At 66.1% G+C, this 14835-nt stretch carries 17 protein-coding genes; 6 read left to right on the top strand and 11 right to left on the bottom strand.

The genetic code is table 11. From position 1 onward, the window contains the following. Positions 1-86: 86 nt before the first annotated feature. Positions 87-308, bottom strand: coding sequence for a translation initiation factor IF-1 (gene infA, locus RVF83_RS00595; protein WP_004023539.1), 222 nt, complete (start codon positions 306-308; stop codon positions 87-89). 296 nt (positions 309-604) lie between these two features. Here infA and RVF83_RS00600 point away from each other — a divergent pair, with 296 nt between their 5' ends. From RVF83_RS00600 to RVF83_RS00625, 6 genes are all read left to right on the top strand, one after another. Beyond that, positions 605-997, top strand: coding sequence for a phage holin family protein (locus RVF83_RS00600; RefSeq protein WP_005197594.1), 393 nt, complete (start codon positions 605-607; stop codon positions 995-997). An 8-nt stretch (positions 998-1005) separates the two neighbouring features. Beyond that, positions 1006-1740, top strand: a complete 735-nt coding sequence (locus RVF83_RS00605) for an SIMPL domain-containing protein (protein ID WP_039880288.1) — start codon at positions 1006-1008, stop codon at positions 1738-1740. Positions 1741-1824: 84 nt separating this feature from the next. Beyond that, complete coding sequence (locus RVF83_RS00610; RefSeq protein ID WP_005197598.1) at positions 1825-2322, top strand: hypothetical protein; 498 nt, start codon at positions 1825-1827, stop codon at positions 2320-2322. Between the two features lie 55 nt (positions 2323-2377). Beyond that, positions 2378-2827: a D-aminoacyl-tRNA deacylase gene (gene dtd / locus RVF83_RS00615; protein ID WP_005197599.1), complete on the top strand. Its 450-nt coding sequence runs from the start codon at positions 2378-2380 to the stop codon at positions 2825-2827. 16 nt (positions 2828-2843) lie between these two features. Next, on the top strand, positions 2844-3671 hold the full coding sequence (fdhD, locus tag RVF83_RS00620) for a formate dehydrogenase accessory sulfurtransferase FdhD (protein WP_005197601.1): 828 nt from the start codon (positions 2844-2846) through the stop codon (positions 3669-3671). Between the two features lie 131 nt (positions 3672-3802). Beyond that, positions 3803-5230 carry an alanine--tRNA ligase-related protein gene (locus tag RVF83_RS00625; protein WP_005197603.1) on the top strand — a complete coding sequence of 476 codons (1428 nt, stop codon included), beginning with the start codon at positions 3803-3805 and terminating at the stop codon, positions 5228-5230. 82 nt (positions 5231-5312) lie between these two features. Here the strand turns inward: RVF83_RS00625 and RVF83_RS00630 are convergent, their stop codons facing one another. From RVF83_RS00630 to rplR, 10 genes are all read right to left on the bottom strand, one after another. Further along, positions 5313-7490 (bottom strand): bifunctional lysylphosphatidylglycerol flippase/synthetase MprF, encoded by a 2178-nt coding sequence (locus tag RVF83_RS00630; protein ID WP_005197606.1) that lies wholly within the window; start codon positions 7488-7490, stop codon positions 5313-5315. Continuing rightward, a complete protein-coding gene (locus tag RVF83_RS00635) occupies positions 7487-8779 on the bottom strand; it encodes an alpha/beta hydrolase (RefSeq protein WP_005197608.1) in 1293 nt (430 codons plus the stop codon). Before RVF83_RS00635 ends, RVF83_RS00630 begins: the two co-directional genes overlap by 4 nt. A gap of 261 nt (positions 8780-9040) precedes the next feature. Further along, positions 9041-10030 (bottom strand): aldo/keto reductase, encoded by a 990-nt coding sequence (locus tag RVF83_RS00640; RefSeq protein WP_039880289.1) that lies wholly within the window; start codon positions 10028-10030, stop codon positions 9041-9043. A 180-nt stretch (positions 10031-10210) separates the two neighbouring features. Next, positions 10211-11005, bottom strand: coding sequence for a type I methionyl aminopeptidase (gene map / locus RVF83_RS00645; protein ID WP_005197613.1), 795 nt, complete (start codon positions 11003-11005; stop codon positions 10211-10213). Between the two features lie 22 nt (positions 11006-11027). After that, on the bottom strand, positions 11028-11582 hold the full coding sequence (locus RVF83_RS00650; protein WP_005197619.1) for an adenylate kinase: 555 nt from the start codon (positions 11580-11582) through the stop codon (positions 11028-11030). Beyond that, positions 11579-12907, bottom strand: coding sequence for a preprotein translocase subunit SecY (gene secY / locus RVF83_RS00655; RefSeq protein ID WP_005197620.1), 1329 nt, complete (start codon positions 12905-12907; stop codon positions 11579-11581). The genes RVF83_RS00650 and secY overlap by 4 nt, the downstream gene beginning before the upstream one ends. Before the next feature lie 202 nt (positions 12908-13109). Beyond that, positions 13110-13550: a 50S ribosomal protein L15 gene (gene rplO / locus RVF83_RS00660; protein WP_005197621.1), complete on the bottom strand. Its 441-nt coding sequence runs from the start codon at positions 13548-13550 to the stop codon at positions 13110-13112. A 3-nt stretch (positions 13551-13553) separates the two neighbouring features. Then, entirely contained in the window at positions 13554-13733 is a 180-nt protein-coding gene (rpmD, locus tag RVF83_RS00665; RefSeq protein WP_005197622.1) for a 50S ribosomal protein L30, read from the bottom strand. A 2-nt stretch (positions 13734-13735) separates the two neighbouring features. Next, positions 13736-14383, bottom strand: a complete 648-nt coding sequence (rpsE, locus tag RVF83_RS00670) for a 30S ribosomal protein S5 (protein ID WP_005197623.1) — start codon at positions 14381-14383, stop codon at positions 13736-13738. 46 nt (positions 14384-14429) lie between these two features. Next, positions 14430-14834, bottom strand: coding sequence for a 50S ribosomal protein L18 (gene rplR, locus RVF83_RS00675; protein ID WP_005197625.1), 405 nt, complete (start codon positions 14832-14834; stop codon positions 14430-14432). Position 14835: the final 1 nt, after the last annotated feature.

Consider the following 14835-nt stretch of genomic DNA (forward strand, 5'->3'; position numbering starts at 1 on the left):
CGCCGAAACGCGGCCGTACACGTGGGTGTCGGTCTCCTCCCAGACGGATGTCCGGGAAGTCTTCTCCCGGGAGTGCCGGGAAAGTCTTATTTGTAGCGGTACACGATCCGCCCACGAGCAAGGTCGTAGGGCGAGAGTTCCACGACGACCCGGTCCTCGGGCAGGATACGGATGTAGTGCTGCCGCATCTTGCCGCTGATGTGGGCGAGAACCTTGTGTCCGTTCTCCAGCTCAATGCGAAACATCGCATTGGGCAGGGGTTCGATCACTCGACCCTCGACCTCGATGGCCCCGTCTTTCTTCGCCATTTCCTCCGCGATCCTGGCCGTTTCCGCGACACCGGAGATGGTGCTGCGACGTTGGCCCGGTTGAATCAGTGTTTGTCCGTTAGGGTGTGGGCACCGGCCCGCGAGGACCTGCGCCCGGTGCGAGCGCTCCGACCCGCGTGCTGACACGCGGATGCGGGCACGCGAGACGCACCGACGATCTATGTTACGCGAACTGCGAGAACAGTCCAAATGCGTGCCGTTCGGCCACCGCATTCCGCCCGACTCGGACATCAGACCGCCGTATCCGGCACGACCGTACTGGCAGACTGTTGCGCATGCTGGCATTTCTGGTCCGCACCGTGTGCACCGCGGTGGCGTTGTGGGTGGCGACGCTCATCGTCCCGGGAATCGAGTTCGTGGGCGGGTCGACGACCGCCGAGAAGATCGGGATCGCGCTGGTGGTGGCGGTGATCTTCGGCCTGCTCAATGCGTTCGTGAAGCCGGTCGTGCAGATCATCTCGATCCCCTTCTACATCCTCACGCTCGGGCTCATCCACATCGTGATCAATGCGCTCATGCTCGAGATCACCGCGTGGATCACCCGGAACACCACGCACTGGGGTCTCGAGGTCGACGATTTCTTCTGGTCGGCGATCTTCGGCGCGATCGTCGTCTCGGTCGTCGGCTGGCTGCTCGCCCTGGTGATGCGCGACCCGGCGGAACGATGAGTCCGGCCATGAGGCGGGCGGTGACGCCCCGGCGCGCGGGACTCGTGGCACTCGTCGTGTCTGCACTCGCCCTGACCCTCGCCGCCTGCGGGAGCGACGCCGCGGTCGACCAGGAACGGTCGGTCACCGTCGTCGGTTCGGGTCAGGTCACCGGCGTCCCCGACACCCTCCGCGCGGACATCGGCCTCGAGTCGACCGCCGGTGACGTGACGACGGCACTGAACGAGACCAGCGAGAAGGTGCGCACGGTGACCGACGCCGTCGTCGACGCCGGTGTGGAACGCAAGGATGTCGCCACCCAGCAGGTGTCGGTGACCCCGCAGTACTCGAGCCCGGTCCCCGGTGGCAGCAGTCAGATCAGCGGTTACGTGGCGACCAACTCCATCCGCGTGACGATCCGCGACATCTCCAAGGCCTCGACGGTCCTGAGCGCGGCGGCCACCGCCGGCGGCGACAACACCCGGATCAGCAACGTCTCCTTCGCCATCGACGACAACTCGCAGCTGCTGAAGGAGGCCCGGGAGGCCGCCTTCGACGACGCCCGGGGCCGCGCCGAGCAGTACGCCTCTCTCGCCGGTGACGACCTCGGCAAGGTGCTGACCATCAAGGAGACGACCAGCGGCCAGGAGCAGCCCGCCTCCCCCGGTTCCTTCGAACGGGACGTCGCCGCGGCACCCGTACCCATCGAACCGGGCCGGCAGGAGTTGACCTTCACCGTCACGGTGACGTTTGCGCTCAGCTGAGCGGGTTCGCATGTCGCGGTTCGAGGGCGGTTTTCAGGGGCGGTCCCTGGGTACCCGTCCGTGGTCGATCGAAGGAGATCTGTCATGGGCATCCGAGCACGCACCCTCGCCGCCACCGGACTGGCGGCCGCCGCAGTATTCGCGACCTTCGGCGTCGCGGCGCCGGCCGACGCCGCGGAGACCAAGTCGCTGATGATCGAGGGCGAGCTCGAGGTCGCAGACCTCGACCTCCTCGCGATCAAGGCGGAGGGCCTCACGAACGCGGAGGGCAAGACCACCGGCACCTACGAGGCGACCCTGCTGGCCGGTGACGACGACAATCCCCTGCCGCTCAAGGTCAAGGGTCCGATCACCTGCATCCACACCGACGGCGACACCGCGTCGCTGGTGTATCCCATCAGCGCGACCGACCCGAATCTGGTCCCCACACCGCTGAAGGACGCGCTCGCCGTACAGATCACGGTGCGGAAGGGCGATCCGAACAAGGTCGGGGTGAACGGTCCCGCACCCACCGGTTCCTTCAGCGGATGCACGCCCGCGGCGACCCCGTTCGAGTTCGACGGGGAGATCGAGATCAAGTAGCTCCGGCGCCAGACCTACCCCAGTAGAGGACCATCCCGCCTGGCATCCTGGATCGGTGCGAGCCGTCATCCAGCGAGTCAGTCAAGCCCGCGTGAGCGTCGACGGCGAGGTCGTCGGCGAGCTCGACATCCCAGCAGGGGGATCCGGCATCGTCGCTCTCGTCGGCGCCACCCACGACGACACCCCCGACCACGCCGCGAAGCTCGCCGACAAGATCTGGCGCCTGCGGATCTTCAACGGCGAGGAAGGCCCCGAGAAGGCGGCCGCCGACATCGATGCGCCGATCCTGGTCATCAGCCAGTTCACCCTGTACGCGAACACCACCAAGGGACGACGGCCGTCGTGGAACGCCGCGGCGCCGGGCCCGGTGGCCGAGCCGCTGGTCGACGCGGTCGCCGATGCCCTGCGCGATGCCGGAGCCACCGTCGCCACCGGGAGGTTCGGGGCGAACATGCAGGTGAGCCTGGTCAACGAGGGGCCGGTGACCCTGATTCTCGATGTCTGAGGGCTAGGGTCGAGCCGTGGGACGAATCACCGCACGACGCCGTGTCACCCGCATCCGACGCGATGCGGCGCCGACGCAACGGGCCGACACCCTGGCCGTCGAGGAGCCACTCGAGATCCGGGTCGGCGGCGCACCGATCGCCGTCACCATGCGCACCCCAGGACACGACTTCGAGCTCGTCGCGGGCTATCTCGTATCCGAAGGCGCGATCACGACCGGCCCCGACTATTCGACGGCGCGCTATTGCGCCGGGACCGACGCGCAGGGCGCCAACACCTACAACGTCATCGACGTGTCGCTCTCCGCGCAGACCGCACCCTTCGATCCCACGTTGATCCGACGCAACCCGACCTCGAGCGCCTGCGGGATCTGCGGCAAGGACAGCATCGACGCCGTGCACGTCTCGTCCTCGCACCGTCCCGCCGACGACCCGCTCACCGTCGACGTCGACACGGTTCTCGCTCTCCCCGAACGACTTCGGGCGGAGCAGGAGGTCTTCGACAAGACCGGCGGACTGCATGCGGCGGCGCTCTTCGACGCGGCGGGCGAACTACTCGTCGTCCGCGAGGACGTCGGCCGCCACAATGCCGTCGACAAGGTCATCGGTTGGGCCGTCCTGTCCGATCGGCTCCCCTTGTCCGGCACGATCCTTCAGGTGTCCGGGCGCGCCAGCTTCGAGCTGGTACAGAAGGCCGCGATGGCCGGCATCCCGATGTTGTGCGCCGTCTCGGCACCGTCGTCACTGGCCGCCGAGGCCGCCGACGAGCTCGGCATCACCCTCGTCGGTTTCTCGCGCGGTGAGTCGATGGTCGTCTACAGCCGCGACGACCGCGTACTCACCTGACCTCGACCGGGTACGAAGCCCGTCGACCGGGCGTCTGTTCGCGTTGTCGGACGACGGCCGTATCCCAACTATCGTGCCTTCCTCGCCGATTCACGGCCCACATCACCAGGTCGGACCGCACAATGCCAGTCATGGACGCTCAGCAGATCCGTTCGGCCTACCTCGCGATGATGGCCGAGCGTGGACACGCCCTCATCGACCGGGCATCGCTGGTGCCCCGCGACGACCCGACGACACTCTTCACCGGTTCGGGAATGCAGCCGCTACTCAACCACCTGCTCGGCGAGCCACACCCCGCCGGCACCATGCTCGCCGACGTCCAACCATGCGTTCGCGCCCAGGACATCGACGAGGTCGGCGACAACCGACACACGACCTTCTTCGAGATGCTCGGGAACTGGAGTCTCGGAGAGTATTTCAAGTCCGAGCAGATCCCGATGTTCTTCTCGTTCCTCGTCGACGTGGTCGGCCTCGATCCCGACCGGATCTACGTGACCGTCTTCGCCGGCGATCCCGAGCACGGCATCCCGCGCGACGACGAGAGCGCCGACATCTGGACCGAGCTCTTCAAGGACGCGGGGGTCTCCCACGACCGGGTCGACCTCATCACCGAGGAACACGGCAACGAGGTCGGTAACCAAGGCGCACGAATTGCGTTCTACCAGGACAAGAACTGGTGGTCGCGCGCCGGCGGTCCCGAGGCGATGCCGGTCGGCGATCCGGGCGGGCCCGACTCCGAGGTCTTCTACTATTTCCCGCAAGTCGAACACGACACCGCCTATGGTCGTTTCCCCCACCAGAATTCCGACGGCGGCCAGTACATGGAGATCGGCAACTCGGTGTTCATGCAGTACCGCCGGGCCGAGTCCGCCACCCCTGGCGCGGTGTCCTTCGCCGAACTCCCCAATCGCAACGTCGATTTCGGTGGCGGCCTCGAACGCATCGCCGCGGCGTCGATCGACAGCCCCGACGTCTTCCGCGTCAGCCTGTTGTGGCCGATCATCGAAAAACTCCAGGAGCTCTCGGGTACGAGCTACGACGACGCCACCCACGCCATGCGCATCGTCACCGATCATGTTCGCGGAGCGGTCTTCCTGGCTGCCGACGGTGTCACCCCTTCAAACCGCGAAGCCGGCTATGTCATGCGTCGGCTGCTGCGCCGGGCGATCCGCTTCGCCACCGAAGTGGGCGTCGAGAACAACGTCCTGGCGCCGCTCGTCGATGTGGTCGCCGACGTCTACTCCGATGCCTATCCCGAGGTCGGCGAGCAGCGCGAGGCCATCGTCAAGATCCTGCAGAAGGAAGAGCGCGCCTTCCGTCGCACTCTCAGCAAGGGTTTACGCGAGCTGCGGCACATCGTCAAAGAGGCCCGTCCCATCACCGGAGCCGACTTCTTCACCCTCAGCGACACGTTCGGCTTCCCCGTCGAACTCAGCACCGAAGAGGCCGGGCGTCAGGGGCTGACACTCACCACCGACTGGCGTGCCGAGTTCGATGCGCTCCGTGAGGAACAGCGTCTACGGTCCCAGACGGCGACCAAGCTCGGCGCACACGACTGACTCTGCCCGGTCGACGCCCCCTTCGAGGCTCTCGTCGCTGCGCTCCTCGCACCTCAGGGAACAGGTGGTGCCCGGTCAACGGTCAGTTGCCCTTGCCCGAGGCGGCGAGTCGGACGAGCTGTCCGGGGGTCGCGTCGGGGAGGTAGGCCCGCGAGATGGCCAGACCGATACGGGGCAGGTCACTCTCGTCCCGGAAGGCCAGGTACACCGGCTCGTAGCGCGGGCTGAACTTCTTCTTGAACGCGTGCAGCGACCGGAAACCGTAGAAGGGCTCCATCGCGGCTCCCAGACTGTCGAGCAGGCGGTCCATCCCCTCTTCGACCGAGTCGCCGCTCCGCGCGAGCGGTGCGCCCGACAACGAGACGAACAGCGCGCCTTCCTCTTTGAACGCCGTCGCGGACGAGGCGATGAGATATTCGATCACCGGGCCGAATCCGTCGGTACGACGCCGCATCACGTCGAGCGTCCAACCGCGCACGGTTCCGGCAGGTACCGACGCGCCGTCGGCGCCGGACTCCGCGTACACCGGCAACCAGGACAGCACGCCGTGGACATCGCCCGCCTCGTCGACGGCAAGCGCGACACGGACTTCCGGGTCCATCGCCTCGTCGACGCTGCCGAGGGTGAAGCCCATCTCGGGTAGCCCCTTGTCCCCCACCCACTCCTCGGATATCGCGCGCACCTGTGAACGGATGGCGAACGGTTCGTCGGCGAGGGTCACCAGGCGGAAGCTGATGTTCTCCTTCGTCGCCTTGTTGAGTGCCGACCGCACGTGCTGCCACGACTTGCCTTTGAAGGCCAGATTCGGCAGGTCGATGATGGTGTCCTCGGCAATCTGGAGGCTCCGCCAGCCGAGCTCTTCGGCGATCTGGGCCGTCTCGGCGCCGACCGAGAACCAGCAGGGCACCTTGCCGCTGTGTTCGGCCTTGTCGATGAAGTCCTGGACTGCCGCCCGACGATCCTGCGGCGCGCACACCGGATCCGAGAGTGCCAGCAGTGTTCCCATGTGGTGCTGATAGGCCACCACACCCGACGGTTCGCCCGCACCGGCGCCGCCCGCGGGGAACAGGTAGTTGTTGCCGGGCCAGGTGATCATCCACGACATCGTGCCGCCGCCGTGGGCGTGCAGCAGGTCCTTGACCCGTTCCAGCGGATCGCCGTCGACATCACCGGTCAGTCGGGTCCGCCACGGCACCCGGAAGGCGAACCGTCCCGGCAGCAGAATCGCCAGGACCACCACCCACAGCAGAGTGGTGCCGACGGTGACGCCCCCCTCGGCGGCGAAGTCGGTGAAGGCGACCAACGCCACCACCGCGATGGTCGCAACCACGTTGAGCAGTCCGTAGACCACCGCAACCCACCAGGCCCAACGCCGACCTCGACGCAACTGGTCGGCGATCAGCAGGTTGATCACCAGGCCGATGATCATCGTGAAGGTGGACTCGTCGTTCGCGTCGGTGGGCCCGAGGGGCCCGCTACCCGGGAAGAAGAACACCAGCAGGTTCGCGCCCGCGATGACGAGCAGGCCCGCACAGCCCAGCATGCGCACCTCGCGGCGGGTACGTGGCAGATAGCCGTGCTCGACGGTACTGAACCACCGCTCGCCCACCGGCAGCATGACGAGCACCGCGATCACATACTGGACAGTGCTGAACGTGCCCTCGAACAGGAAAGCGATCGCCACGACAGCCCCGAGGGCGACCCGGATGCGTAGGCGCCAGGGTGACCGGAGCGTGGCCGTCGCCACCGCCACCGCCGCCACGACCATCGTGATCGCGCTCGCGCTGTGCACGTGCGACAGGCGTTCGACCCACTCCCACGAAGTGAAGTCGCGGCTGAACATCCAGACCAGACCGACCGTGATCAACTCGGTGACGATCTTGCCACCGAAGGCCACCATCGCGACCCGCGCGGTGCCCAACCGGTATTCGGCCCAACCGATTCCGACCGCGATGAGGATCAGCGCGAGCACGTACTTGCCCGGGCTCGGCTCGAAGAACGATGAGGTGACGATGGTCCACCACTTGCCGTCCTCCAACGCCGGGACCCCGAAGGCGACGTCGTGGTACCAGGACTTGCGAGCCGCGTGACTCCACAACGACCCCGTGAAGAGCGCCAGACCGAAGACGGTCAGCCACAACGCGAGGGTAAACGGGAGCCGCATCAGCACCGCCGCATACGCCTTGAGTTTGTTCAGCACCTTGCTCTCGTGTGGGCCGTCGGCGTCGTCTCGCTCTGTCTCGACAACGGGTGCGCTCATTCCGGAATCCCCAATCGTTTACCGAGCCACGGCATCTCCTGACGCAGGCCCACCGACCACACCGCAAAGCTGTGCCCACCGGGCACCTCGCTGAAATGCACGTCCATGCCGGCACGCCGCGCAGCTTCGAACACCTCTTTGAGACCGGCGCGGTACATCGCGTCGTCTCGCCCGACGACGAACGCACCGGCCGTGTCGGGATACTGCCGCGTGGCCATCAGATCCATCGGATTGACCGCCTTGAACGCAGCCTCGTCGCCGTTGAACGCCGTGGCGATGGTCTGCTGCCGCGTCCCCAGGGACGGTTCGATCTGACCTGACAGGTCGAGGAACGTCGGATAGACGTCCGGATGGTTCGTCGCGAGTTGCAGCGCACACGTTCCGCCGTAGGACAATCCACCGACCGCCCACGACCTGCTGTCCGTGTTCGCGAGTTTGAGGTTGGCCGCGACCCAGTCCGGCACGTCTCGCGACAGATAGGTCGCGACGTTGCCCAGCTTGGAGTCCACACAGATCGGGTTGGCCATCGTCGATCCGGTGCCGTCGGCGACCACGACGATGGGGCTCAGGCCGTTGTGCTCTGCCGCGTACGCGTCCATCGTGGCGACCAGCTGACCGCCGAGCAGCCAGTCGTCCGGGGCACCCGGTTGGCCCGCCAGCAGGACCAGCACCGGCAACCGCGGTGTCGGCGAGGTGAGAGCAGCCGGCGGCAGATAGATCTTCGCCGGACGTGCCGTGAATCCGGACTTGGTGCCGGGGATGGGCGCCGTCAGGATCCGCCCCCCGCTCGGGATATTCTGCGGTGCCCGCCATTTGTCAATCGGCACCACGATCAGTGACTCGTCGTCGAGTTCCTCGAGGGTCACCGACCGCGCACCCGAATCACCCAGCAGCGCATCAACTGTCGGATAGTAGGCGAAGGTGACGTTGATCTGTGACAACGCCATCAGCACCGCGAACAGTCCGGCGAGCACGGTGATCAGCTTCTGCAACCATCCGTGACCGGCCACGAACCGGGCCACCCCGAGAATCAGCGCAAGGGCGGCAACGCAACTCGAGATGTAGACACCGGTCTCGATCGCCTCCGGAAACGGACGCCACACGTCCTCGACCAGGTAGTGCGCCAACAGCGTCCCGCCCACGGCGACCGCGATCGAGATCGGGACGACGATCAGGAGATAGCGGACCGACGGATAGAAGATGAGCCACAGGAAACCGACCACACCGAGGACGGTGACGACGACTGGTACCGGTCCACTGACGACGGACAACGATGCCGACAGGACCACTCCGCACCTCCGTCACCTGGACTCGGGTGTGCGGCCACAGCCGAGAAACCCTAGTGGAGGACATACGGATCGAACGTATCAAGGGCACCCCAACCGGCGCATCCCCCTCGCTCTCTTGCGAGACAAGGGAAATCGTAAGGCAGGAGTGACGCGGCTGTCTGTAGTTCGACACATCGAATTTGAGACGCGTTCACCACGACACCAATTGGACGTTCACCCAGATGAGCGACCGATACTCACCCGCAGTGGTGCGATCGCGGGTCACTCGCGTGCCGACGAAACCAACTGCGGTTGGGCGGACCGATGACCGCGAATCCGGGCGGCCAACGTATCCAGTCGCTCGACCTGCTGCGCGGTCAGTTCGACGTCGACGCCCGCCAGGTTCTCCGAGACACGCTCGGCGAACCGGGAACCCGGGATCGAGACGACGGGGAGATCGAACTCGCGACCCTTGGTGTAGAACCAGGCCAGCGCCAGCTGTGCACCGGTCACACCGACCTCGTCGGCGATCTGCAAGAACTCCTCGAGGATCGGCTGGTTGTACGCGAGGTTGGTGGGCGTGTAGCGCGAGATGTTCAGGCGCACATCGCCTTCGACCAGATCTCTGTGGTCGAGGAGCCCGGCCAGCCACTTGCGGCCCAGCGTCGAGTAGGACACGAAGCCGAGTCCGTGCTCGCGGGCAGCGGGTACCACGAACCGCTCGACGTCTCGGGAGACGACGCTCCACTCGGACTGGATGGCGGCGATCGGGTGCACGCTGACCGCGCGGCGGATCTCGTCACCGGTCGCCTCAGAGAGACCGATGTGCAGGACCTTGCCCTCCTCGACCAGTTCCTTGACCGCGCCGATGGTCTCCTCGATCGGGACGACCGGATCGACGCGGTGCTGGTAGTACAGGTCGATGCGATCGGTGCCGAGTCGTGCGAGGCTCAGTTCGACCTGCTCGCGAACGTACCCTCGGTCACCGCGGACCCCGCGCTGCCCGACGCCGCCCTGACCGACGATGCCGAACTTGGTGGCGAGCTGGACGTCGTCGCGCCGAGACTTGAGCAGCTTCCCGATCGTGGTCTCGCTGCGCCCGTTGCCGTAGACGTTGGCGGTGTCGATGAACGTCACGCCGCTGTCCACCGCATGCGTGAGGGTGCGCAGGGCGTCGTCATCCGTCACCGCGCCGTAGACGTCGGTCAACGACATCCCACCGAATCCGAGGGCTGAGACCTTCAGTCCGTCGCCGAGTTCCACAGTCGTCATCTCGTCCCACTCTTCTCTGCTCGACACTCGTCCTCCACCACGCCCGAACACGCCTACGCGGTCATGACCATTCAACGGGTGAGCGGATCGGCGATCAATCGTTGTTCGCTGTATGAACGATAAAGCGGAATTCCGCGTCCCGGCAGACTCCGGGGCTGTCGCGCCGGAGCCGAGCGTCGACTAGTGGGGTCGCGGCGTCAGAATCCGCGGGCCGTCGGCGGTGACCGCGACGGTGTGTTCCCAGTGCGCGGCCCGGGAGCCGTCGTCGGTGACGACGGTCCAGTCGTCCTCCAGGACGGTGGTGTCCACGGAGCCTAGGGTGAGCATCGGCTCGATCGCCAGCGTCGACCCGATCACCAGGAGCGGCCCCTTACCGGGCTCGCCCTCGTTGGCGAGGAACGGATCCATGTGCATCTCGCGACCGATGCCGTGACCGCCGTAGCCGTCGACGATGCCGAACGGACGGTTGAACTTCTTCTCGGCGGCACGGGTGCCCAGTTCGATGGCGTGGGAGATGTCGGTGAGTCGCGCGCCGTCGACCATGGCGGCGATACCCGCCTCCATCGACAGCCGGGTGGCCTCGGACAGGTCGGCGTCGGCTTGCGACATCTCGCCGACCCCGAAGGTCCAGGCCGAGTCGCCGTGCCAGCCGTCGAGGACGGCGCCGCAGTCTATCGACACCAGATCACCATCGGCGAGAACGACATCGGCCGACGGGATTCCGTGGACCACGACGTCGTTGACCGAGCTGCAGATCGATCCGGGGAAACCGTGGTAGCCCTTGAACGAGGGAACGGCCCCGGCCTCGCGGATCACGGTCTCCGCGACCTCGTCGAGATCGAGAGTGCTGACCCCCGCCTTCGCGGCGGCGCGGACGGCCACGAGGGCCGATCCGACGACTGCGCCCGCTGCTGCCATCGCATCCAGTTCGCCGGCGGAGCGGAACGGAACGCGCTTGCGTTTACGGAAACCCATCAGCGGACGCAGTCTCGGGGTGTCAGTTGACGCCGGCGCCGAGGGCGCTCAGCACACGCTGGTGGACATCCTGGATGTCGCCCACCGCGTCGATGGTCTTCACCTCGTCGCCGTAGTACTCGAGCAGCGGCGAGGTCTCTTTCGTGTAGACGTCCATCCGGTTGCGGATGACCTCTTCGGTGTCGTCGGCACGACCACGGGCCATCATGCGCTCCACGACGACGTCGGTGTCGACGACGAAGGACAGCACGGCGTCGAGCGAGGCGTCGAGATTGGCCAGGATGTCCTTGAGGGCATCGGCCTGCTCGGTCGAACGCGGGAAGCCGTCGAGGATGAAGCCCTTGGCCGCATCCGGCTCGCCCACCCGGGCACGAACCATGTCGACGGTGATCTCGGACGGGACCAGGTTGCCGGCGTCGAGGTACTTCTTGGCCTCGATGCCGACCGGAGTGCCCTGAGAGATGTTGGCGCGGAACAAATCACCGGTGGAGATGTGGGGGATGCCGAGGGCTTCGCTCAGCAGTTCCGCCTGAGTGCCTTTGCCTGCTCCGGGGGGGCCGAGAATGACGAGTCTCACTTGAGGAATCCTTCGTACTTGCGTTGCATCAATTGACTGTTGATCTGCTTCATCGTGTCCAGACCCACGCCGACCATGATCAAGACGGCCGTGCCACCGAATGGGAGGTTCTGGACCCCGCCGCTGTTGCCGATCTCGAGGAAGAGGTTCGGCAGCACCGCGATGATACCGAGGTAGATCGAGCCCGGCAGAGTGATGCGGCTGAGCACGTAGCCCAGGTACTCCGCGGTCGGGGCGCCCGGCCTGATACCCGGGATGAAGCCACCGTACTTCTTCATCTCGTCGGCACGTTCCTCCGGATTGAACGTCACCGCCACGTAGAAGTACGTGAAGAAGATGATCATCAGGAAGTAGACCGCGATGTACACCCCGTTGCTGGGATCGGTGAGGTACCTGGTGACGTATTCCTGCCACGTCGACTGCGTGCCGTCGGTGCTGCGCGTCAGCTCGACGATCAGCTGCGGTAGGTACAGCAGCGACGAGGCGAAGATGACCGGGATGACGCCGGCCTGGTTGACCTTCAGCGGCAGATAGGTCGAGGATCCACCGTACATCTTGCGGCCCACCATGCGCTTGGCGTACTGCACCGGGATGCGGCGCTGCCCCTGCTCGATGAAGACAACTCCCGCAACGATGATCAGCGCGGCGAGACACACCAGCGCGAAGACGAGCCCGCCGCGGGTGTTCAGGATGGTCCGACCCTCGGCCGGGATACGGGCGGCGATACCGGCGAAGATCAGCAGCGACATGCCGTTGCCGATGCCGCGCTCGGTGATGAGCTCGCCGAACCACATGACCACGCAGGCGCCGGCGGTCATGACGAGCACGATGATCATCAGACCGAAGATGCTCGAGTCGTTGATGACCTCACCACTGGTCGCACACGACTGCGGGAGGAGCTGACCGCGGTCGGCGAGGGCGACGATGCCGGTCGACTGGAGGAGCGCGAGGGCCACGGCGAGATAACGCGTGTACTGCGTCATCTTGGCCTGGCCGGCCTGGCCTTCCTTGCGCAGCTGCTCGAACCGTGGGATGACCACCGTGAGCAGCTGGACGATGATCGATGCCGTGATGTACGGCATGATTCCGATCGCGAACACCGACAGCTGCAGGAGCGCGCCGCCGGAGAACAGGTTTATCAGGGAGTAGACCGAGCTCGACTCACCGGCCGAGACCTCGTCCAGACATGCCCGCACGGCCTGGTAGTCCACACCGGGCGACGGCACGGTCGCGCCGAGGCGATACAGGATGATGATGCCGAGAACGAAGAGGATCTTCTTCCTCAGGTCCGGCGTCCGTATGGCCGCGAAGAGGGGGGAAAGCACTAACTCCTCCTAGGAACGACCACGCGAGGGCTGTGTTCCGGGTCGGTCACGACCCGATCCCCGTGTGCTCGGCAATCGACGATGTTCGGGATGCGGCTGATCTTTGCGGATGCGGCAGACAACGTCTGAAACTCTAACAGTGACGCCGAAACGCCCCGGTCGGGCGGCAGCGTAGCTGCCGCCCGACCGCGGGTTTGTTCCGTCAGAGTTCGGTGACGCTGCCTCCGGCAGCGGCGATCTTCTCCTTGGCGGAGGCGGTGAACTTGTCGGCGGTGACGTCGACCTTGACGGAGAGGTCTCCGTCGCCGAGCACCTTCACCAGCTTGTTCTTGCGCACAGCGCCCGCGGCGACGAGCTCGTCGACGCCGATGGTGCCACCCTGCGGGAACAGGCGAGCGATGTCGCCGACGTTGACGACCTGGTACTCGATCCGGTTGCGGTTGGTGAAGCCCTTGAGCTTCGGCAGCCGCATGTGGATCGGCATCTGGCCGCCCTCGAAGCCGGCCGGCACGTTCTTGCGTGCCTTGGTGCCCTTGGTGCCGCGACCGGCGGTCTTACCCTTGGACCCCTCACCGCGACCCACGCGGGTCTTGTCGGTCTTCGACCCCGGCGCGGGGCGAAGGTGGTGGAGTTTGATGGTCATTGCTTAAACCTCTTCGACTGTCACGAGGTGACGAACCGCGTTGATGAGGCCGCGGTTGATCGGCGTGTCCTCGCGGGTGACGGTCTGGCGAATGCCCTTCAGTCCGAGGGTCCGCAGGCTGTCACGCTGGTTCTTCTTGGTACCGATGGTGCCCTTGACCTGGGTGATCTTCAGCTCGGCCATGATCAGACTCCCTGTCCCGCTCGAGCGCGCAGCATACCGGCCGGAGCGACATCCTCGATCGGCAGACCACGACGGGCTGCAACCTCTTCGGGACGCTGCAGCATCTTGAGTGCCGCCACGGTGGCGTGGACGACGTTGATCGCGTTGTCCGAGCCGAGGCTCTTGGCCAGGACGTCGTGGACGCCTGCGCACTCGAGCACGGCACGCACCGCGCCACCGGCGATGACACCGGTACCGGGGCTGGCCGGGCGAAGCATGACGACACCGGCAGCGGCCTCACCCTGAACCGGGTGGGTCACGGTGCCACCGATCAGCGGCACGCGGAAGAAGTTCTTGCGAGCCTCTTCGACGCCCTTCTGGATCGCGGCCGGAACTTCCTTGGCCTTGCCGTAGCCGACGCCGACCATGCCCTGGCCGTCGCCGACGACCACTAGAGCGGTGAACGAGAAACGGCGTCCACCCTTGACCACCTTCGAGACGCGGTTGATGGTCACCACGCGCTCGAGCTGGTTGCGGTCCTGGTCGCGGCCGCCGCGATCGCGACGGTCTCCGCGGCCACCGCCGCGACGGTCGTTGCCGCCACCTGCGTTGTTCTGGTTGTTGTCGTTACCGGCGGGTCCGTTTCCGCCGTCACGCTGACGTCCGGGCATCAGAGGTTCCCTCCGGTCATGTGGGTGTAGCTGGTGAAGATGGTCATCAGAAGCTCAGGCCTCCCTCACGGGCGGCATCGGCGAGCGCGGCGATACGGCCGTGGTAGTCCTTGCCACCACGGTCGAAGACGACGGCGTCGACGCCGGCAGCCTTGGCACGGGCGGCGATGAGCTCTCCGACCTTGCGGGCCTGAGCCGACTTGTCGCCGCCTGCCGCACGCACGTCGGCCTCGATCGACGACGCGGCGGCCAGCGTCTTGCCGGCCAGGTCGTCGATGAGCTGCACGTGGATGTGGCGCGAGCTGCGCTTGACCGCGAGACGCGGACGAGCCGGGGTTCCGCTGACCTTCTTGCGGAGACGGAAGTGCCGGTTGACGGTCGCCTTGCGACGACGCGTCGACACGTCCTTGCCGAGGGGCTTGCGGCTGGTCTTGGTAGCTGTGTCACTCATG

This window comes from Gordonia rubripertincta (assembly GCF_038024875.1).
Taxonomy (GTDB): Bacteria; Actinomycetota; Actinomycetes; order Mycobacteriales; family Mycobacteriaceae; genus Gordonia; species Gordonia rubripertincta.